The following is a 21,056-nucleotide window of genomic DNA, read 5'->3' on the forward strand; positions in this document are numbered from 1 at the left end:
AATAGGGAAGGGGGCTCGTTAGTTTTTTTACAGGCTAGTTACTGTCCCGCAGGGCGGTAATCTTTTCAAACCAGCCTTCGGGAATCAGTCCCTTTGCAACCATGACATCGATATTCTTGCGCGTGTTTTCGACAAACTGCTGACGGACCTCTTCGGGCATACGTTTGAACTTGCCGCCCTTTGCAATAATTTCTTCCTTCTGTGCGGCAAACCCTTCCTGAGAAAGGTTGGTCTGATAGACGCCAGCTTCGTAAGCTGCATCGGAAACCAGTTTTTGGTCTTCGGGGCTGAGCGACTGCCACGCTTCCTCATTGACGAAAACACTGACTTGCGGAAACATCATGTCCGCTTCTGTAATGTAAGGGGCAACTTCATAGAGTTTTGTCGGCAGGATGCGGTTTGCGGCCGCTTCCGTCATATCAACAACGCCCTGGCTGATTGCCAGATATTGCTCTCCATAGGCGATCTTGACCGGGGTTGCCCCCATATTCTCATAGTTCTGAACATACATTGGGACACTTGCTGTCCGTGTACGAACACCCTTTACATCCTCAACTGTTTCAATAAATTTTTCGCGATGCATCAGGTAACGTGGAAGCGCAAACCAGTTGGAAGCCACGACACGAACGCCAAATTCATCGATCATCTGCTCGTTTAGTTGCTGGCCCATGTCGGATTTCATGAAACGTTCCATATGATCAAAATCCTTGAACAGGAACGCCGTGTCGATGACACCAAAGGATTTGACAAGCCTTGATGCCTGCGAACCTGCGGAAATAAACATCTGCTGCGTGCCCGTGGAGACAGACTCCATCTGTTCCTGACCCTTACCGAGCTGCCCACCATGATGATGGTTGATTTTAATGCGGCCGTTGGAACCTTTGGTCACCAGTTCAGTAAATTTATTAGCCGCTTTACCCTCATCAGATGAAACCGTCCCAAGCCCGCCGCTAATCCAGGTAACATCTGCGGCCAAACTAACAGTGGCTGTCGCCATGGAAGTTATTACAATTGCCCCCAAGGCAAGCGTTGATTTTGCGAATTTTTTCATTCTCCCGACTCCCTAACAATCCCTATAATATCCCCGAAACCCATGATTGATAAAGACCCCATTTGTATTCACCATATCCTTGTCCCTCTTTGGTGGGGGGATAATCAAATTTCTTTTTCTTCATGGTAGAGTATTTAAATAAAAACAAACTTGTTTGTTTGTCAATAGCATATTATAGTTTTCAGGCAGTGACTATAGTTATAGGTTGGTATATCTAGAGCAAAGCGCCTGAAGTCGACGGGAAAATATCCTGCTACTTTCCTACTATGGGGATTATTAGTTGAGTTACGATAAATGAACAAACCGGTACATCGATCGCAAATGGAACGCACTCAGGAAATGCGCGACAGGCTTTGCCGCGCAACACTGGAGGTCATTACCGACGTTGGATATGAGAAAACAACAACGACAATGATTGCGGAGCGGGCAGGGGTCTCTCGCGGGGCCCAGACCCATCATTTTCCGACAAAATTTGACCTCGTCAATGCATCCTTCAAGTATCTCCTTCGTGACTGGGAAGATAAGCGCGCTGCCGAAACCGGGGGCGTTGAGACAGAACTCTCGATCGAATCCTATATCCGGTTTCTCTGGAAGGAAATCTTTGGCCATCCGCTCTATGTTGCCGCACTCGAGCTTATGCTGGCGGCACGAGGAGACAAGCGGCTTCATAAAGGTTTGGTCGCCGCCCTAGATGAGCTAACTGTGCTCCGCCAGACAATGTGGCATCATATCTTTGCCGGTACCGGCGCTGAGAAAGAACGGGATATCATCATGCAAATGACCGTCTGCCTTCTCCGTGGCCTTTCCATGCAGGGCAGCATTGAGGACACGAACGCCCATGAAGAAGAAGTTATCAATATGTGGATCGAGATGCTGAAAATGAGGATTTCACGCGCCGAGGCAAATAAGTAACGGCTGCCAAGATGTTCGGCAGCCGCCTGTATTACGACAGGTAAATTTATAGATTACTTCTAGGACTTGAAAGAGTTTTTAGCGCGCCGACCAATCCATAGGACATAATCAAGATACCGGCGGCAGTCGTGCCAAGAAACACAATATCCTTCTTAAGGATTTTTTGGTGCGCCTTGCTGACTATCGGACCAAGGAAATTAATTTTATTATTTTGCAACCATGCAAAGGAAAGCGCCATATGCTGAACGGCCATCGCAACGCCCCAATCCATCGGGCTGCTATAGCCAGTAGGAATCTGGTAAGTGACCATATAGGCAAAGTCTGTCAGCCTGGGTATTGATCCATAGTCAATATTTCCAGTGTTGCCGTCCTTAGCGACCTGGATCAGGAAAAGCTGGATATCCTTTTGAAATGCAGCCAGGGACTGGCCTTCCAAATTTGGCTTGGGAGTCAGTTTGTCCGTATTAATACAAGAAAAATTTGCTCTATCATTAATTGGAAAGTTCGGGGCGACGCGCAGTTCTTCATCAATAAGGGAAGCACCAAGTTGAACTTCCTGAAATTCATAACTTCCGGTACTTTGCATCCATATTAGCAATGGGCTTTCGTCCGAATAGCCATATTTTTTCGCAATCTCTCTCAGCTTCGGAATATGCTTACTTTCGATTTTCCCGTTTACTAGATGCTCCGGAATGATTGCGCCGGGATTCTTCTTTTTAACTATTCGACAGAAATCCATATATACAGGCGTATAAAACCTGTCTGCCGGCACGGGAACTTCTTCACCTGGATCATCCCGCGGAACTGTGGATTGATCATAGAACTGAATGTGAGGGAATTCAGCGACCTCAGCATCTTCTTTAAGCCCGCCCTCGCGACTGGCAATCGGTGTAATCGCATTATACGCCCCATCTGCGACCATCTTGTATTTCATCTTGTTCCCGGGATAATAATGAAATGATTTACAAACTGCCTTAAGGGCCGGACTCTTATCCGAATGTGCGACCAGTAAATGATCCTTAAGCGGAAGTTCCGTGACGTAACTGGTAATATACGCCAGCATATAGACATACATTGCTTCGGTCATTTTCATTGATTTGGGCCCAACGGGCACGTCGCTGGATTTAGGAACGAAGGCATAGTGATTGAAAATAACCTTCGCCATCTCCGTTCCGCCTTTCGTGGAGGGGACTTCAGTTTCATAAGTGGCGGCAGTTATATAACCTTTCGGCATACCGCTGTCAGAATCGAAACTAATCAGTGCTATGATACGATGAGGTGGAATCTCATCACTACATTGAATCCCATGACCATCCAGCAGCCTTTTAAGCGTTGCATCTCCATACCTGCCTCGCGCGCCATAGGCGTCAACGTCTGTTTGCTGGAAGACTATGCTGAGTAGTAGCAATGTTAAATTCGGAAAGCGATGTTTGGTATTTACACCTGCATAACCGCTGGGATCATCCCAAATCATTAAACCGCGATTATACGGCGCACTCCCTTTCAGATAGAGTTTTTCATTTCCGGCCTGTAGCCAGGGGGCTGGAAAGTCAGGATCAGCAAGACCCTTTGGGGTAAGTTTATACATATCATTATTCGGGCTGTTTGCTGTCTTATTACCCAATATCTGATCCGTAAGAATATAAAGCTGTTCCATATTGGAGGGAAGGGGAACCTGGACCCTGATGGCACCACTTGGTTCGAGGAATGGATGGATTGGATTGATACCCGTTACAAGAGGGCTAACCTTCATCAAAACCTCTTCCTCGCCGTTGATGAACCCCTCTGCGACTCGCAATAAAGCCCTTTTATATTGATCTTGGTTGGAAGGTTCCCTGGAAAGTTTACTCTCCAAACCTTCCCGAAATTCCTCCGAGAAGAAATTTCTGAGGGTATATCCCGAGAAGGGGTTTACTCTATTAATTTTGCCATATTCCGGCCCTGCCTTTGTAAGTGGTGCATAATCGGGAAATGCACTTGCTTCTAACTTTTGCGACATCTCTTTTCCTTTTAAACAATCAAATATTCTGCTAATGCAGCTGACTGTTGAGAGACGATTCATTTTTTTATTTGTGATTACTTATTCATTACTTATGGTTGTAGTAATATTAATTTTATTATTAAATGGTGATATCAAGGGCCTCTTTATTTTATCAAGGCCAAGACAAGATGGGTGCTTCAGCAGACACTTGCCGCAAGCATTGCCTTTTCAACAACGAGGCTCAATATCAATGCTAATTAAAAGCAGGTAGGTTGATCGATATGATAAGTCGCTCGCTATTGCTGACCCACTCCAGAGGATTTGCGATTGATTGCAAAATATCACGTCTGCGAAAAATCCAGGCTACTATGCGTGATATCCTTCAATATCTGCCGGAGTGATTGAATATATACGTCCGTAACAGCTCGTTTTGGTGAGCCTGTGCTTTCAATGACCTGCACCTCAAACTGGAGATCAATAGATAGCGGGACAATCTTGATAGAGAGATGGCTAAAGGCGGCGGCCGTCAAATGATCCAGAATGGCGCAGCAATTGAGTTCCTGGACCAGCCCCGGCGTGATCGCGGGAGAAACGGCCGTCATCAGCTTATTGGTTTTAACGCCGAGTTCCTCGAACCTTCTGGCAATTTGCCCGCCTATCGGCGCCCTTGGTGACGGCATAATGCAGCTATATTCTTCGAGTGCCTCTAATGGAAACACCTCGGCATTTGCCATGGGATGATCTTCCGAAACAACGACCATAATCCTGTCAATCCCGACGACATGTATGTCAATGTCAGGAATATTCCGCAAGCCCGATACAAGGCCAATATCAATTGTACCCTCACGAAGTGCCTGCAGTTGTGTTGCGCTGTTCCCAACATCCACAGAAACATCAATGGCCGGATATGCCTTCAGGATGTCCCGGATTGCCGGTGGTAGTAGGTTAGAAGCAAAAAAACTCGGAGCTGACATCAAGCTGAGCGTCTCACCCCGACCTTCACGAATGGAGGAAATCGCATTTTCTATTTGTTGCAACCGCTCGAAACTGCCACGGCATTCCTCAAACAGGCGATGTGCTTCCCATGTGGGTTTTATCCGGCCACTTTCATTCATGAAAAGCTGAATTTGCAGGCTGGCCTCAAAGTCTCGTAAATGTCGGCTGACTGTTGGCTGCGTCAGTTTCAGGCGGCGCGCTGCTTCGCTGATGTTATTGGTTTCATATATCGTTCGAAAAATTTCGAGACGCTGTAGGCTGAGAACTCTCATATAAGGTACTCTAATTACCAGTGATTTTCTCACCTATAGCAAAAATGTATGGATAAGCAAAAATCTTTCTATTGTAGCAATAGGAAAAATTTTCCATGCTTCGACAAAACAAGGAAGTTTATTTATGTCAGCAATGATACCTCTCGTCTTTTTGGTTGTAGCGACCCTTTGCGGAACGGCAATTGCTTATCTCGTAGGGGGATCGGCGGTGATTGGGTTTATCATTTCAGACAATTCCAACTTTCTTGCCGCTCTTCCCCAGCGAGTCTTCAGCCAGCTTGATGTATTCGCTTTTCTGGCGATGCCTCTATTTATACTGGTTGGGGAACTCATGAACAGGGGAGGGATCGCGGATGCCCTGATCCGCTTTTCCCTGACAATACTTGGTCGGTTCAAGGGCGGGCTAGGGCATGTGAATATCCTGACAAGTGTATTTTTTGCAGGTGTTTCCGGCTCTGCAACAGCGGATGCCGCTGCTCTCGGGAACACGCTTGTCCCGGTTATGGAAAAACAGGGATACCATCGAAATTATGCGGTCGCCATTACAGCGGCGTCATCGATTATCGGCCCGATCATTCCGCCGAGCATTGTCCTGATTTTCTATGGCGCACTCATGAATACCTCGGTAATCGCACTATTTGCGGCGGGGATTGTTCCTGGGTTGCTACTTGCCGTCATGCTTATGGGAATCAATGCCTTTTTTGCCCATAAGGATAATCACCCCGGCGGACGAGACGCTGAAATTCCTGATTTTTTACCTGCCTTTACCCACGCACTCCCGGCCCTCAGCCTTCCTGTTATTATTTTGAGCGGAATTCTGTTTGGCATTATGACGCCTGCCGAAGCGGCGGCGATGGCCGCTGTCGTTGCCGCCTTGGTCGGCTTCTTATATAGGGAGCTGAAACTGGTAGATGTCATTGCGGCTGCACGCAGAACGGTCATACTCACAGGCGCAATATTTGTGATACTTGTTGCCATTGCCACTTTTGGTTATCTGTCTGCACTTGAGCAGATTCCCCAGCGGCTTGTGGCATCAATCGCGGAGTTAGGGCTGGGACAGACCGGATACCTACTCGTTGTTAATCTGGTTTTGCTCGTTGCGGGCATGCTGATGGATGTTAAGGCCGCTGTCGCCCTCCTTGCACCGCTACTCGTTCCACCTGCTTTATTACTCGGGGTGGATCCCACTCATATGGGTATTCTCGTTGGCTTTAATCTTACCGTTGGACTGTTGACACCACCATTTGGCGCGGTGTTGCTGATCCTGTCGACAGTTACGAATGTGAATTACTGGGTAATTGTCCGGGCCGTGGTCCCATTTCTAATTGCTGAATTGATCTTTCTGGGTTTCCTGATTTTCGTACCCGATATCAGCTTGGCCTTACCCCGCGCGCTTGGCTATCTAAGTTAGGAATTTCAAGACGCCGGGCTGCAAAATATTATCAGGAAAGCATGCATGTCACCAAGTCATGCTTCCACAACAGAGGAGAAAATAGTCATGAAACGTTTACTAGGTGTGGTTACCGCACTGTCGATGAGTTTCTCGACAGTGGCGATGGCATCGGAAGTCAATATTGCGCTGTCCGGAACGGAAGATATCGAGAAAAATGGCGAGTATGTCTTCATCAAGGCCTTTGCCGATCACCTTAATGCCAATGGTATGGAAACAAAAGTTCACCCCTCCGATTCCCTCGGCAAGGAAAAGGAGCGCTTCGATCAGCTCTCCCAAGGCCTCATTCAGGTAAACCTGGGCAATACCGGCGTTCTCTTTAAACTTGCGCCCGTCACCAAAGGCCTTCTCTTGCCGTTTATGTTCTCAGACAATGCTAACTTTGATGAGTCCATAAATCGCGGTAAAATTATTGAATATGTCAATGAGCAGGTTGCCCCGCACGGCATCCGCCTAGCCGGCTTTCCGATGCGCGGTGGGGGCATGGGGTTGTTTAACTCCAAGCACCCGGTCGCAAAAATCGCTGATGTCGCAGACCTCCGCCTGCGTGCCAAGGATGGTGTTCAGATAAAACTATTCGAAGCCTGGGGTTCAGAAGGCACAGTTGTGAGCTGGGCTGAAGTTTCAAATGCCCTGCAAACCGGTGTGGCCGATGGATACTTTAACCCACCGGCTTCGGCTTTGCTCTTTGGTCATACTTCAGTGCTCAATAATTTCACACCTTTAAATGCGGGTCCGTCCGCTCGCGTCGCACTCCTCTCTCAGGATTGGTATGAGGGACTCGATGATAAAACCAGGGCCATTGTCGATGAAGCCGTTGCAAAGGGCATTGCCGCCAATCGCGTCTGGGCTGAAAAGTGGATTGAATCGGCGATGACACAACTTCAGGAGCAGGGGGTAGCGATTACCGAACTGGAACCTGGTCAGCGCGAGCTATTCGCGGAGGCCAGCAAAAAAATCTGGGGTGAAGTAATTAATGAAAAAGACCTCGCCATCCTGAAAAATGCGGCGATGAATTAAGCCGTTTGTCGAAACCCGGGAGATACCGATCATGATGTCAGTAGCAAACTTCATTCGCAAAACAAGCGACTTTGGCGACAAAGTGATCGGTGTCATTGCCATGCTCTTCCTGGGGGTGATGGTTTATGTCATCGCCCTTCAGGTGGTTGCCAGATATATATTCGATTCTCCGCCCCCCTGGACAGAGGAAGCAGCCCGTTACGCGATGGTATGGGTTGGTTTGCTTGGGGCAACCGTTTCGTTTAAAGCCGGCTTTGACCCCGTTCTTGCGCGGATGCCCAAAAGCCTACCCTGGCCTTTGCAGTTTTTGGCGGGTCTAGTCAGATGGGCGGCACTGCTCCTGTTTTTGCTGCCTATACTCTGGTACTCATTCTTTGGTCCCGGCGTTAATTTCACTCGGGGATTTCTCTCCAGAAACTGGTATCTGGAGGCGGAAACATTTGAGATATCCACCTTCTTTGTCGCCATTGGCGTTCCCATTTTTATCATATGCATCCTGCTGCACGCAGTTGCACAAAGCCTATCCCCTAAAAACACTAATCGCGGAAGTGAGGAAAATGACTCTCTCTAACACGCTCGATCTCCACGCAGATCCGGATTTTATTAATGAAATCAAGACAATCCGTCGTGACATCCATCAACATCCAGAAACCGCGTTTGAAGAAACACGTACGTCGGACATTGTCGCGAGAGAACTTGAAAAAGTCGGCATCGAAGTGAGCCGCGGGCTTGCCCGAACCGGCGTAATAGGGACACTGCGCGGCAAACTGCCGGGGGACAGGGTTATTGGCCTACGGGCGGATATGGATGCTCTTTTTATTCATGAAGCGAATGAATTTTCCCATAAATCCGTGCATGAGGGGAAAATGCATGCCTGCGGCCATGACGGTCATACATCCATGCTACTGGGAGCGGCAAGGCAGCTCGCCAAAAATCCGGATTTTGCCGGCACCATTCATTTCATCTTTCAGCCTGCCGAGGAAAGCGAAGGCGGTGCGCGGGTCATGATAGAAGAGGGACTTTTCGAACAGTTCCCCTGCGACGCAATTTATGGAATGCATAATATGCCCGGTATCGAAGTCGGTCATTTTGCAATTTGCCCGGGCCCCATGATGGCGGCAGGGGACACATGGGAAATCACATTCGTCGGAACTGGCGGACATGGTGCGATGCCACACAATGCCACAGACCCAACAATGGCGGCGGGAAGCTTTATCTCTTCCGTCTCGACAATTCTTGGACGAAATGTTCCCACCTACGACGCGGCAGTCATTAGCATCGGCCATATCGCCGCCGGCGACTACAATTCTCCGAATATTATTCCGGCGCGGGTTCTCGTGCGTGGCACTGCGCGCAGTTATAAGCCCAATGTGCGTGATTTGCTGGAAAAGCGTTTGCAAGAGATTGCCGAGTACAGCGCCGCAGTCCACAACTGCCAGGCAGAGTTTAACTTTATTCGCCGTTACCCTCCATTGGTAAATTGGGAGGAACAAACTGCAATCGCCGCGAAAGCCGCAGCGAAAACGGTTGGCGCGGAATGTGTCGATAGTGAAACCAACCCCATTGGCGGATCCGAGGATTTCTCCTTCATGCTAGAGAAAGTGCCGGGTGCATATATCCTGACCGGCAACGGGGTGGGCGAAGACAGACCCTTTGTTCATAACGCTTCCTATGATTTCAATGATGAGGCGCTTCCCGTCGGGATTGCCTATTGGATTAACCTGGTTAAGACAGAGCTAGGCGGCTAAACATGTCCGATATATCTTTTGCAGAGGCCCTCGCCACGTGGGCCGCCGATAGTCCTGCGCCAAATTCCAAGATTGCTGAGCAGCGGGCAATTGACGCCTTTACCGATGTTATCGCCTGTATGTTGGCTGGCAGCCAGAATGAAGTGACCCTTAAAGTCCTGGACGCAACCATCCGGACCCATGGCAAGGGTGAACAGACGGTATTTGGCCATGAGGTAAAACTACCCATGGCCGGGGCGGCACTTGTCAATGGCATGTCCGCGCATGCCCTTGATTTTGATGACAACTTCATGCCCGGCCTTACCCATGCGACGGCCGTACTGGCGCCTGCGCTAATTGCAGTTGGTGAAGCTAATAATTGCTCCGGCGGCCAATTGATCGACGCCTATGTTATCGGTCTCGAACTCCAGGCCCGCATCTCTTCCCTTGTCAATCCGGAACATTATCAATCCGGTTGGCATGCGACCTCTACGGTTGGTACGATTGGGGCCGCCGGCGCCGTTGCGGCATTGCTGCGGTTACCGGCCGCACAAATTTGCGCCGCAATGAGTATTGCCTTCAGCCTCGCGGCGGGATCCAAGCTACAATTCGGCTCGCAAACCAAACCCCTTCATGCAGGCCTCGCCGCGCATAATGCGGTATTGGCCGCTCAACTTGCGGTCACAGGCGTTGGGGCTCAACCAGATTTCTTGACGGGCCGATGGAGCTTTCAGGACCTCTATGCCCCAAACCTTGCACGACCGCCCGAAGTCGCAGTAGAAAATCTCGGAACTCAGTGGGCGATCGAGGAATTCGGGCTGCTCGCGAAGAGATTTCCCTGTTGCGCAGCGTCTCACAAAGCACTGGATGCACTGGAGATCTTGCGAAACGAGCATGGCGCGACCCTTGCCAATCTCAAGCATGTTGTCGCCAAACTACCAGCACCGCTTTACCAGAACCTCCGCTTCGATAATCCGGTGACCGAAAATGAAGCGAGATTCAGCTTTTCCTATCCTGCAACGACCGTGATCCGTGAAGGATTGGTTTCCCTCCGACACTTTAAACCTGACGCGGTTTCAGATCCGGAAATCAGGGCCGCTCTGCCAATTTTTACACGCGAATGCATTGAGACGGACGAAAAGGGCGTTCACGCTGATGTAATCGTCACGGCGGAGTTTCAATCTGGAAAATCGGTGGAAATCAAGATCACCGATGTAAGGGGAGGGCCGAACTTACCGTTAAGCCATTCAGATATGGAACGAAAAATCGCCGACTGCCTTTCCTGGTCCGGCACCGAAGATCAAAAGCCAATCTTCGAAAAACTTCCATCATTGAGAGAAATTGAAGATATCAACACCTTGTAGGCCTACTGAGCCATTGGTTCTAGCTTGACAGAGTAATGGCGGAGGGTCGGTCCGCCATATTTATAATATTTTAGGGACTTACAGACTAAATTTTATTTTTACCCAAGTTTTTACCTATTCTTCTAATATTATTGTTACTTATCTTTTGTTGGTACTGGTTGAGTTTCTAGAATCGGCATCCTAAATATTTCTTTCTCTTCAACATTCACTTTTTGCCTTAAAACTAACGCACCTTTCCCACCAACATTTAACGGTACCGAGGGAACTATGAGTTGTACTCTTTTGGTTGAAGCATGAGCAGTAAATCCCAAGTTAAACTCTGCAACCGCATCCAATTGCGGTTCTAAATACAATTCAACATCAGCTTCGTAGTCACCGGGCCCTGAAGTTGACGCCCAAAACAAAAACGCCAGTATGAATTTAGTATCCATCTTAGGAGATATTTTCCAACCGACCGCCCATCGGTGATAGTCAATGAACACGATAGAAAGCTGAAACTGCCGCGCGCAAAATCCATCCCTACTCATCCACCCTATTGCCTAACTCATTGCAGGAGCGGGCAACATCAAGAATTCTATTTTATTTCCTAATGTGTCTATACCAAACCCACTCGAGCCTTTTCCGGGACCGCGAGTTCTTAGCGTCCCGGTAGCACTTGTTCCGTCAGTGCAGTTTACGTCCCAATCTCCCGTACCAGAAATATCATAGTATGTGAAAGTAGCGTCACACGTCTTGCCAACAGTAATAGTCGTAGGTTTCACAGTCCCTGTGCGGCCAACTTGCTTTACCATGACAGGATAAACTTCTCTACCTTTGAGTACGTTTTCCCAGCTAACATCCAGATAGAAACGGGCGCTCTTTTCTTGGATCTGAGTAGGGTAACCGGTTTTCGAAGTGGCAATCTGCCCGCTATACACAGCCTCCACGACTGCTTTTGCCTTGTCGCAGTTATAAAGATTTGTAACTCCATCAAACGCAAGTAAGCCATGGTTTAAATCGTAGCCTTTTTTAAAACGCTCATTCCCGCGGTAATTCTCTGTAACAGCCTGTATTTTCTGGTTGCTCGCACCGCTTCCTAGGAAGTGACCGCATAATTCGCTTTTCGTCGTATACCAACCAACTGTATAAGAATTAGTGAGGTCAACATCTGAAATGTCTACTGGTTCACTCGTCGTATTGCACCCTACCAACACGAGCATCCCAAACAGAATAGAAAAATATCTCATCCTTAACTCCCATAAGCTAATTTTTACCTACGATAGTACGACAAAGCATTAGGGAACAACGCTTATTTTCCACAAGACTTCCGCGCCAATGTGATTATATTTAAAGGATGAGATACTTAATCATACTATCTATGGTGGTTTTGGCAGCCTGTGCCGCTAACTACAAAGACCCCAATCTTGTCAAAAAATACTTGGCAGAGGTGAATGCCGAACTGCCTCAAGGGAAGCAATTTGTTTTATAAAAAATTGAGGTGAGGGGTACTAGCCTTGTTACCGTTATTGTATTTGACGCGACAGTCATGAGCGCAGAAGAACTGACGAAAGCAAAGAAAACAAAAGACCAAGACATTCAACAGGTGCTTATTGAATATTGCGAAAGAAACCGCCCATATGCCGATCTCGAAACACAAGGGTACACCTTCAAAATAGAGATGACTGTCAAAGGCTATAGTAGAACAAAAACAGGAGTTAAAGCCCTATCGCAACAAGCCTGTAGAGCAGCTGGCTATTGAGCCGGGAATTAAAACCGCCAGTTTTAGAAGGCGCCGCAACTGACAAAGCGGTTCATGAAAGCTCTTGCTGATCCAAATCCCGGCTTGAGGCATATGGAAGCCAAACGGGTGGCGCGGATTATCAGAAGGTCAGTTGGAGGCTAGGCAGGCCTTCATAAGGTCGCATCATACCGCACAAAGAAAAAGCCCCGATCCACGATGATTATACTACCGCTTCAAGGGGCCGGTGACGTTTCCGCCACGCAGTTTTCAGGTTAGTTGAAACTGCCGGAATGTCAATCACGGGCCGTTTGACATAATGCTTTGCGCATTGATTTCTTCTTCATATTTCAAAAACAGAATGTGGTTCCACCCTCGACGTTTGCCCTCTTCATACCTTCTTCTTCTGCGAACTCCAACCAGTGCATTCCTTCAACCACGCTGTCAGGATCTTGTCGCTTAACTTCTTCAAAGTACCTTTTTTGTACTCCTCGAAATCTATTCCATCGTTCTGTTTATGAGTTCGGCTAGCCTCATCTTCAAACCTCTATTTTGCCCAGTCAGCAAAGCTGGTGCTATCAGCTTTAATTGCAGTTATACCTGCTGTAGCTCTATTTTTTTTGCTTGTTTGCACCCCCATTAACTAGAGCCTTATATATGGAATAGATGAAACATCCGACCAAATGCACATATCTGCTTTGCAAGCCGAGCGGAATGGGACGCGCGTTTGGAAAACATCCCGAAAGTAGATGGTCTTCCAGATTAGGCTCAATACCAGCAAACGGTTGCGGTTTATCAAATCGATTCATTCAATGGCGGCGCGAAAAGGCGTCGCCATGAGTGACCTTATCTGGTTGTCATAGGCGCAGATTCGCCCGATCGAGCCGTATTTTCCGTTATCGCAGGGTGTGCCGCGCGTCGATGATCACCGGGCAAGGCAGCCAGTATGTAAGAAGGCGCGCAAAGTTACTCATTGCTCTTGAGGATTTTCAACTGTCGAATAATATCTTCCGGTTCAGAACGATTACGATAATCTACATCTACAAACCGCCAGATAATGCGCCCCTCTTTATCAACAATAAAGGTGGCGGGAATGGGAAGAATACTGCCATTCCCGTTATTGATTTTTTCCAAGTCCAGCCCCCTGTCGTCCTTCATATGCTTGGCCAGCACATCCGGAACCTTCCATGATACCCCAAAAGACCCGGCTGTTTTTGCATCCTGATCTGACAGTACAGGAAAACTGAGAGCATGCTTTTCTACAATACTCATGGACTCATCTGGGAGTTGCGGGCTTATCGCCACTAATTCAGCCCCAAGATGGTGTATTTCCGTAAGTTTATCGCTAAGCGCTCTTAACTGTAAATTGCAATAGGGACACCAACTGCCGCGATAAAAGGAGATGATGGCAGCGCCCTTTGATAACAATGCCGCAAGGGATACTTGTTCACCCTTGGCATTTGGCAATGTGAAATCCGGCGCTTTATCTCCAACTTCCAGGGCGCTCTGCCCTTGATTGAACGCTTTTGCCTCTGCCAACAATTTATCAACTTCCCGTGCAAACTCGGGGTTATTTTGCCGGGTTTTATCCATTTGTGCATCGGTTTGATTTCTTAGACTTGTCATTGAATCATGCCTTTTGGAGTCATGCGGATATCGATAGTTTTTTACTGAATCTGGAATATGTTTTTAAACTGCTGCCGTTCTATTACGTACCGGTTCTTTTAAAAAAGCCTCAGAAAGTAAGATCGCCAGCATGCAAGGGAGGAACAAACCCAAAGCCATCGGCAACGTGGTGCTCGTTCCAGCCATTGCTACGCAAGATGATACCAAAAAAGCGATTGCAAATTGGATCGCCCCTAATAGGGCGGAGGCAACACCGGATTCTTTACGGCTAGCCGCCATTGCAAGAGACATGGCATTGGCAGAAAGTAACCCGACCATGCCGATTGCCAACCATAAAGGAGCAACAAAGAGCCACATTGACTTTGTACTGGAGATAATCACCAGAATAACGGTAATCATAAGGTGCAGCCTAAGCCCATTTTTCAATATAATACCGGGTTCATAGTGGTTTAATAGGCCCTTATTGATTTGACTAAAGAACATGAGTGCAAGCGCAATACCAGCAAACATCAAGCCATATTGAAGGGCACTCAGGCCAAATACACCCTGAAACACACCTGATGAGCCTGTTATAAAGGCAAACATTCCACCTTGCACCAGTCCCGCGATGATCGCGGTTAGCATGAACCTGCGTTTAATCAGAATTTTAACGAACGAAGTGCGCACAGAATGAAAGGAAACAGCCTTTCTATCAACTAGAGGTAATGTTTCCGGAATTATGAATAAAGTTAGGAACGATGCGATCACACCTACCAAGGCCATGACTATAAAAATGGAATGCCATCCAAGCGCTTCCAGTAACACACTCCCTAAAGTTGGCGAGATAATAGGGCCAATCGTTAGCATCATGACCAATATATTCATGACTTTTGCAGCCTCGCGCCCATGATACAGATCACTGACTATGGCCCGACCAACAACCATGCCTGCACAAGCTCCAATGGCTTGAAAAAATCGTAAGGTATTGAATATCGCAATATTATCGACCAACACCAATGCAATAGACGTTACAACAAACAGAACAATCCCGATCATCAGTGGTTTTTTACGTCCAAAAATATCAATGACAGGGCCCAGAATAAGTTGCCCGATACACAGGCCTAAAAAGAAAAGGGATAAAGAGAGTTCAGCGGCGGCGTGGCTCGCCTGCATGCTGTCTGCCAAATGCCCAATCGCTGCGAGATACATATCTGTAGCGAGCGGAGGAAAGATAGTTAGCACTCCAAGAACCGCAGTTATTGCCGCAAATTTCTTTGGAGAAATAGAATTGCCTGACATTTTTCTACCTTATTAATAGTGCTTTACAAGCATATGCATTAATTAGTAGACTATAGTCTATTATATTAATAGAACGACGTCTACTAATATATCTATAATAAATTTAGTCGGGGGTTTTTATGGCCAGAGAGATGAAAGCAGCAGGACGCCCGCGCGATCCAAAAACTGCGGAAAATATTAAATCGACTACATTACGTTTAATGCGTGAACAAGGGTACGCCGCGGTATCAATTGCTTCTATAATTTCTGAATCTGGCGTAGCAAAACAAACAATCTATAATCGGTGGAAGACCAAAGCAGACCTTGTCCTGGATGCCATTTTTGAAGAGACTGAACGTTATGCATCCGCGCCTGATCACGATTTCAATAAAAGTTGCCGTGAGCAATTATATCAGTTCCTCATAGAGGTTTTTGAGCATTTGGAACGCGATTCCAGAATAATTTGTGCGTTAATCGCTTCTGCACAAGAGGACAAGCTCTTCCAGAAATCCTTTCGGGAACGATTTGTAAATCCAAGAGAGAAAATAGTAGAAGATATTTTGAGAAGGGCCCACAGCTTAGGTCAAATATCGACCGAGCGAGACATTCCAACATTGGTCGCCTTTATACATGGGGCCTTTTGGTATCCGCTATTGAATGGAATTCAGCCAGACCGGAAATTAGCACAAAACATAGTTGCGGAGATATTTCGACACTAAGTCTGGGTACGACCCGTCAGACAAGCCTTTTCCTCGCTGGCCTCCAGCAAAACATTGTAAAATCAGGCGAGCTGTACAATTGCCTCCCTGCACCATATCCCCTCTGGACAGGTAACTCCATTTAGCTCAAGTTCTTTTCTTTTCGGCGTTTCTGAAGTTTCTTCGTCCAATGACATTCCACCATCAAATATTAGTGGAACATATTATTATTGGTTTTCGTCAAAGTTGGTAAATTTATGATATCGAGAACGGTCGTTTTTTAACACTTTCCTGATGTTTCTCAAGTTGAGTTATGATTATTCGGGAAATCACACCTTAAAAATGAAGCCCTCTATTATTTTGACATTATTATTGAGGATTTAGGCAGGTATCGCCTAGATTACTCCTGTACCAGACAAGTAGAAGATTAATTGCCATATCATCCCGACATTCCACTGATGATTGGGCAGTCAGGGCGATTATCGCCATTACAGGTTTCTGCTAGGTACGATAGCTCTTTATGAAGGGATTGCAATTCCAGTAATTTTTTTTCGATCTCTGCAATCCGGCGCAAGGCGATGGCCTTCACATCTCGGCTTGACCGTTCCTGATCTTCATACAAGCTCAATAATTCCCGGCATTCTTGCACAGAAAACCCAAAGCTTCTGGCCCGTCGGATGAAGATAAGTTTGTTTATCTCCCTGCCGCTATATAGACGATACCCGCTATCCGAACGGCCGCTCGGCATAACCAAGCCAATATCAGCATAGTAGCGGACAGTTTTCGTGGGTAAATCTGTTGCCTTCGCGGTGTCACCAATCGTGTACATTTTTTCCCTTGACCTTCCAGTTACTGGAAACATTACATTGCCGCGCATCGGTGTCAAATCACTTTGCATATGAGGATAGCATGAGTATCGCAGATACTGTTGTTGGAATTAGCTGGACCTGTCGGCATACTTGGCGACGCGCTTCCAAAAATACTCTATGGTGTCTAATAGGATGTTCTATTGGCGATATGGGGACAATCCTGTTTTTTCAGGTTACTGGTATCCCGTGGCCGACCATGGCAATTATGGCTTTGGCAATTATCAACGGATTATTGACGTCCATAGCGCTGGAGACGATAATTTTATCTCGACAGATGGTCTTCAAACTAGCGTTTAAAACAGCCATAGGGATGTCCCTGATTTCGATGATATCCATGGAAGTCGCTATGAATTTGATTGATTATATGTTGACCGGTGGAGCAAGGCTGACTTTATGGGTATTACCGCTCATGTGGTTTGCCGGTTTTATTACACCGCTGCCATATAACTACTGGCGCCTGAAAGCATTGGGTAAGTCCTGCCACTAAGTGGGAACAAATGAGCAAATCCAACAAATATATATTTTCTATTGTGTTAGTACTGGCGTTGGTATTGATCGCTGTCGGCGGCTATTCTTGGCTCTATCCTGGCCAACCAGAGGTTAAGATGGGACAGCCAATTGTTGTCGTCAACATTCCCGAGTTGTCGATTGCCGCTCAGTCCGGCAAACAGGCTTTCGATAAATATTGCGCCTCCTGTCACGGCAGTAATGCGGTCGGGCAGGAGGGAAAAGCGCCACCGCTCATTCATCGGATATATGAGCCCAATCATCATGGTGATATGGCTTTTGTCCTGGCCGCTAAAAATGGCGTGCGGGCGCATCACTGGTCTTTCGGGAATATGCCGCCGGTAGACGGCGTAACCGAGGCAGAAATTAAAAACATAACAATTTACATCCGAGAATTGCAACGCGCGAATGGTATTAATTAAGCCCAGTAATATACTAATATTCTAGGCATGATGTATCCATAATTGGGGATGCCCTGGAGGGAGCCGCATGCTCCCTCCAGACGCGATTGAAATCTGCATTATGCTGTTTTAGAACATCAGCTTGGCACCAATTACGGCATACCAGATATCCGCACGTTCACCCTCTTCTTCGACGTAGTTTGCGGTCTGCCCGAACTTACGCTCATAGACGACACCAACGTAAGGCGAGAGAATTCTATCCCAGACATCGTAGCTGAGCCTTAGACCCGCCTCTACTCTGTTAATACCGGAGCCCACTCCAATTTCCCGATCACTCGAAAAGGCCGCATCGATATTCGCGGAAGGCGTCAGGGTCAGGTAGTTCGTGAGAAGTATCTCGTACTCAATATCAATGTCGGCAGAAAGCTTTCCTTTTTCACTCAGGAACAGATGCGTATCGACCTCTATCCACTGCGGAGCAAGACCACTCAAGCCAACGGCAGCATACCATCGATCGGGCCCTTCGGGGCTCGTATACCGGACGCCTCCCTTAATGTCCCAAAAATCCGATATGGGTGTTTGCAAGGCAAGCTGATTGGAAAGGGATTCGAAGCGATTAACAGTCAAATCCAACTCACTGCTGCCTTCCCAGCGGAGTTTCAGTTCATCGGTCCCGATGAAGGCATCACCATCAAAAGCGAACAGCTTTTCTCCGCCTTCTCCGTATCGATATTCAAATTCCTCTATCTGAACACCATAGTAGATATTCGACGTTTCCGCCGAATGACCGACAACAGGCGTCAAAACAGAAAAGGTGAGGGCCGCTGCGAGTAGCGATTTTTTTAATATAATCATTGCAGGACACCCTGTTCAGACGGATTGAGGCTTGCAGATTTAGGACCGCCTTCAACGAAAATCTTACGGAACATTCCGGCATCCATATGAAACGACAGATGGCAATGGAAAGCCCACTGGCCGGGCGCATCAACCTCGGTTTCGGAATAAACGGTTGTTCCGGGCGCGACGCTAATGGTGTGCTTTGCCGGATCCCATTTACCGGCACCGACATCCAGAATGCTCCACATGCCGTGCAGATGCATGGGGTGGGTCATCATGGTTTCATTGACAAACTTAAACCGGACACGTTCCCCATACTGAAGGACAATCGGATCTGCATCCTCGTATTTCACACCGTTGATTGACCATATATACCGTTCCATATTCCCGGTCAGGCGCAACTCAATCTCCCGCGTAGCCTCCCGGTCCTCATAGAGTGGCTTCTGTGCTTTCAAATCCGCATAGGAAAGGAACTTGCCACCATTTGCCGCTGTGGGAACTAGACCGCTGCCATTTGCATAGAAGCTATCCTTCTCCTGCTCCATACCTTTCATGTTTGAATGATCCATTCCTTTCATGTTGGAGTGGTCCATACCCTTCATGCTCGAATGATCCATTCCTTTCATGTTGGAGTGGTCCATACCGGCCATATTGCCGTGATCCATCCCCATATCCGCCATGGTGAGAAGCGGCGCCTTTGTCATTTCCGGAATTTCTGCAACCATGCCTTCGCGCGGCGCAAGAGTTGCCCGTGCGTAAGCCGTTCTGCCCATGCTTGCCCCGAAAATCGTATATGCCTTATCGTCCATGGGTCGAACGATAACGTCATAGGTTTCGGCAACACCCAAACGAAGTTCGTCGACTGTAACGGGCTGTACATTGTTTCCGTCAGCCGCAACCACTGTCATCTTCAATCCCGGTATGCAGACATCAAAATATGTCATGGCAGAGGAATTGACGAGACGCAGGCGGATGCGTTCTTTTGGCTCGAACAACCCGGTCCAGTTCTGCTCGGGCCCTTTGCCATTGATAAGCGGTGTGAAGCCCTGCACATCCTCAATGTCCGTCTTCATCATCCGCATGTCGCCCCACGCCATCCGGTCATCGATAGTTGCTTTCAGGCCGTTCTTGCGGACATCTGAAAAGAAATCCCCGAGAGTTTGTTGCTGGCGATTGTAATAATCCGCCGACATTTTCAAGTTCCGAAAAATTCTCTTGCCGGAGTGGGGATGGGTGTCCGTAAACTGAACAACATAATCCTTGTCGAAACGAAACGGATCTCGCTTCTCTGGCTCGATAACAATTGATCCGTAAGCGCCATCAGGCTCCTGAAAACCGGAATGGCTATGGAACCAGTAGGTTCCGGATTGGATAATCGGAAATTTATAGGTGAAGTTCTCACCCGGCTCAATTCCGGGGAAGCTGATTTTTGGCACACCATCCATCTGGAAGGGGAGGATAAGACCGTGCCAGTGAATTGACGTCGATTCATCGAGATTATTTGTCACATTGATCGTGACATCTTCGCCTTCCTTGAACCGGAGTACGGGTCCAGGGGATTTTCCGTTATACCCAATCCCTTCTTTTTGGAAGTCACCTGTATCTATAATAACCCTGTCTACCGTCAAATCATAGGTTCCGGCAACACTCATACTTGGTAGAATTGCGATGCTTGCAGCTGCCATAAAGCCGATCTGCAGAGATTGCATAAATGATTTTCTCATTCTGCTGTTCCTTTTGATTTAGAAAAGTTGAAATGCGCGGCCGCAGAGGGCTGCGCAGAGCATTTACTCAAAATGAACTTCCCCCATCATGCCGGAGGCATAATGACCGGGAACATTGCAGGCGAATTCCAATTCGGCATCGTCCGTAAACTTCCATACAATTTCCGCTGTTTCCTTGGGCTCCAACAGAACACTGTTTGGATCGTTATGTTCCATGGTTTTGCCATTTCCCATATCCATCTTCATCATGTCCCGATTGATCTTATCCACTTCCAATACACCATGTTCTACCATCATCATCATTTCTTCCTGATGTGCGGCATGCATGGCGGCTGTCCCGATATTGAATTCATGAACGAATTCCCCGGTATTGATGATCTTGAAACGAACCGTTTCCCCTTTCTTGATGGAAATCTCTTCCGGTTCGTAAAAATTATCTCCCATCTTGATCTCGATGGTTCGAGTGACGTCTGCCGCGTTACCAGAGATACCAATTACCGATTTCTCGCCGTGACTCCCGTGATGATTCCCCGCTGCAAATGCAATCGCTGAGCTTAGTGCCAAGACGGCAGTGAGAGTTGCTCCGGCAACACCGGATAAAAAAGTACGCTTAATCTTCATGTTTTCAGTTCCTATTCCAGTCTCCA

At 47.5% G+C, this 21,056-nt stretch carries 21 protein-coding genes; 10 read left to right on the plus strand and 11 right to left on the minus strand.

All coding sequences use genetic code 11. The annotated features are described in order from the left end of the window. Positions 1–34 precede the first annotated feature (34 nt). Complete coding sequence (locus GQE98_RS07145) at positions 35–1,051, minus strand: TRAP transporter substrate-binding protein (RefSeq protein WP_161314993.1); 1,017 nt, start codon at positions 1,049–1,051, stop codon at positions 35–37. Positions 1,052–1,345: 294 nt separating this feature from the next. On the opposite strand from GQE98_RS07145, the gene GQE98_RS07150 reads away from it, so the two are divergent. Continuing rightward, a complete protein-coding gene (locus GQE98_RS07150; protein WP_161314994.1) occupies positions 1,346–1,963 on the plus strand; it encodes a TetR/AcrR family transcriptional regulator in 618 nt (205 codons plus the stop codon). 46 nt (positions 1,964–2,009) lie between these two features. Here GQE98_RS07150 and GQE98_RS07155 read toward each other — a convergent pair whose 3' ends face one another. Together GQE98_RS07155 and GQE98_RS07160 are read right to left on the minus strand one after the other, a co-directional pair. Continuing rightward, a complete protein-coding gene (locus GQE98_RS07155; RefSeq protein WP_161314995.1) occupies positions 2,010–4,025 on the minus strand; it encodes a hypothetical protein in 2,016 nt (671 codons plus the stop codon). Positions 4,026–4,285: 260 nt separating this feature from the next. Further along, entirely contained in the window at positions 4,286–5,212 is a 927-nt protein-coding gene (locus GQE98_RS07160) for a LysR family transcriptional regulator (RefSeq protein WP_161314996.1), read from the minus strand. A 124-nt stretch (positions 5,213–5,336) separates the two neighbouring features. Between GQE98_RS07160 and GQE98_RS07165 the strand changes: the two genes are divergently transcribed. From GQE98_RS07165 to GQE98_RS07185, 5 genes are all read left to right on the plus strand, one after another. Next, entirely contained in the window at positions 5,337–6,623 is a 1,287-nt protein-coding gene (locus GQE98_RS07165; protein ID WP_161314997.1) for a TRAP transporter large permease, read from the plus strand. A gap of 87 nt (positions 6,624–6,710) precedes the next feature. Continuing rightward, on the plus strand, positions 6,711–7,682 hold the full coding sequence (locus tag GQE98_RS07170; protein ID WP_161314998.1) for a TRAP transporter substrate-binding protein: 972 nt from the start codon (positions 6,711–6,713) through the stop codon (positions 7,680–7,682). Between the two features lie 31 nt (positions 7,683–7,713). Continuing rightward, complete coding sequence (locus tag GQE98_RS07175) at positions 7,714–8,253, plus strand: TRAP transporter small permease (RefSeq protein WP_161314999.1); 540 nt, start codon at positions 7,714–7,716, stop codon at positions 8,251–8,253. Further along, on the plus strand, positions 8,240–9,430 hold the full coding sequence (locus GQE98_RS07180) for a M20 aminoacylase family protein (RefSeq protein WP_161315000.1): 1,191 nt from the start codon (positions 8,240–8,242) through the stop codon (positions 9,428–9,430). Before GQE98_RS07175 ends, GQE98_RS07180 begins: the two co-directional genes overlap by 14 nt. A gap of 2 nt (positions 9,431–9,432) precedes the next feature. Further along, positions 9,433–10,773 (plus strand): MmgE/PrpD family protein, encoded by a 1,341-nt coding sequence (locus tag GQE98_RS07185; protein WP_161315001.1) that lies wholly within the window; start codon positions 9,433–9,435, stop codon positions 10,771–10,773. Between the two features lie 134 nt (positions 10,774–10,907). Here GQE98_RS07185 and GQE98_RS07190 read toward each other — a convergent pair whose 3' ends face one another. Both GQE98_RS07190 and GQE98_RS07195 read right to left on the minus strand, forming a co-directional pair. After that, the gene (locus GQE98_RS07190) at positions 10,908–11,300 is read right to left on the minus strand and encodes a hypothetical protein (protein WP_161315002.1); all 393 of its coding nucleotides are present in this window, start codon (positions 11,298–11,300) and stop codon (positions 10,908–10,910) included. 12 nt (positions 11,301–11,312) lie between these two features. Continuing rightward, positions 11,313–11,999 (minus strand): hypothetical protein, encoded by a 687-nt coding sequence (locus tag GQE98_RS07195; protein ID WP_161315003.1) that lies wholly within the window; start codon positions 11,997–11,999, stop codon positions 11,313–11,315. Positions 12,000–12,298: 299 nt separating this feature from the next. On the opposite strand from GQE98_RS07195, the gene GQE98_RS07200 reads away from it, so the two are divergent. Next, positions 12,299–12,511 carry a hypothetical protein gene (locus GQE98_RS07200; RefSeq protein WP_161315004.1) on the plus strand — a complete coding sequence of 71 codons (213 nt, stop codon included), beginning with the start codon at positions 12,299–12,301 and terminating at the stop codon, positions 12,509–12,511. A gap of 945 nt (positions 12,512–13,456) precedes the next feature. Here the strand turns inward: GQE98_RS07200 and GQE98_RS07205 are convergent. Then, a complete protein-coding gene (locus GQE98_RS07205) occupies positions 13,457–14,116 on the minus strand; it encodes a peroxiredoxin-like family protein (protein ID WP_161315005.1) in 660 nt (219 codons plus the stop codon). Positions 14,117–14,179: 63 nt separating this feature from the next. Further along, positions 14,180–15,394, minus strand: coding sequence for a multidrug effflux MFS transporter (locus GQE98_RS07210; protein ID WP_161315006.1), 1,215 nt, complete (start codon positions 15,392–15,394; stop codon positions 14,180–14,182). A 119-nt stretch (positions 15,395–15,513) separates the two neighbouring features. Here GQE98_RS07210 and GQE98_RS07215 point away from each other — a divergent pair, with 119 nt between their 5' ends. Beyond that, positions 15,514–16,092: a TetR/AcrR family transcriptional regulator gene (locus tag GQE98_RS07215; RefSeq protein WP_161315007.1), complete on the plus strand. Its 579-nt coding sequence runs from the start codon at positions 15,514–15,516 to the stop codon at positions 16,090–16,092. Positions 16,093–16,510: 418 nt separating this feature from the next. Here GQE98_RS07215 and cueR read toward each other — a convergent pair whose 3' ends face one another. After that, a complete protein-coding gene (gene cueR, locus GQE98_RS07220; protein WP_161316217.1) occupies positions 16,511–16,900 on the minus strand; it encodes a Cu(I)-responsive transcriptional regulator in 390 nt (129 codons plus the stop codon). Positions 16,901–16,980: 80 nt separating this feature from the next. Here cueR and GQE98_RS07225 point away from each other — a divergent pair, with 80 nt between their 5' ends. Together GQE98_RS07225 and GQE98_RS07230 are read left to right on the plus strand one after the other, a co-directional pair. After that, complete coding sequence (locus GQE98_RS07225; RefSeq protein WP_161315008.1) at positions 16,981–17,427, plus strand: DUF4396 domain-containing protein; 447 nt, start codon at positions 16,981–16,983, stop codon at positions 17,425–17,427. 10 nt (positions 17,428–17,437) lie between these two features. Beyond that, positions 17,438–17,869: a c-type cytochrome gene (locus GQE98_RS07230; RefSeq protein WP_161315009.1), complete on the plus strand. Its 432-nt coding sequence runs from the start codon at positions 17,438–17,440 to the stop codon at positions 17,867–17,869. Between the two features lie 108 nt (positions 17,870–17,977). On the opposite strand, the gene GQE98_RS07235 is transcribed toward GQE98_RS07230, so the two are convergent. The 3 genes from GQE98_RS07235 to GQE98_RS07245 form a co-directional block, all read right to left on the minus strand. Next, positions 17,978–18,703, minus strand: coding sequence for a copper resistance protein B (locus GQE98_RS07235; protein ID WP_161315010.1), 726 nt, complete (start codon positions 18,701–18,703; stop codon positions 17,978–17,980). Next, complete coding sequence (locus GQE98_RS18270; RefSeq protein WP_161316218.1) at positions 18,700–20,370, minus strand: copper resistance system multicopper oxidase; 1,671 nt, start codon at positions 20,368–20,370, stop codon at positions 18,700–18,702. Before GQE98_RS18270 ends, GQE98_RS07235 begins: the two co-directional genes overlap by 4 nt. A 102-nt stretch (positions 20,371–20,472) precedes the next feature. Further along, on the minus strand, positions 20,473–21,030 hold the full coding sequence (locus GQE98_RS07245) for a cupredoxin domain-containing protein (protein ID WP_161315011.1): 558 nt from the start codon (positions 21,028–21,030) through the stop codon (positions 20,473–20,475). Positions 21,031–21,056: the final 26 nt, after the last annotated feature.

Source organism: Sneathiella litorea, from assembly GCF_009882915.1.
In the GTDB taxonomy this organism is placed as follows: Bacteria; Pseudomonadota; Alphaproteobacteria; order Sneathiellales; family Sneathiellaceae; genus Sneathiella; species Sneathiella litorea.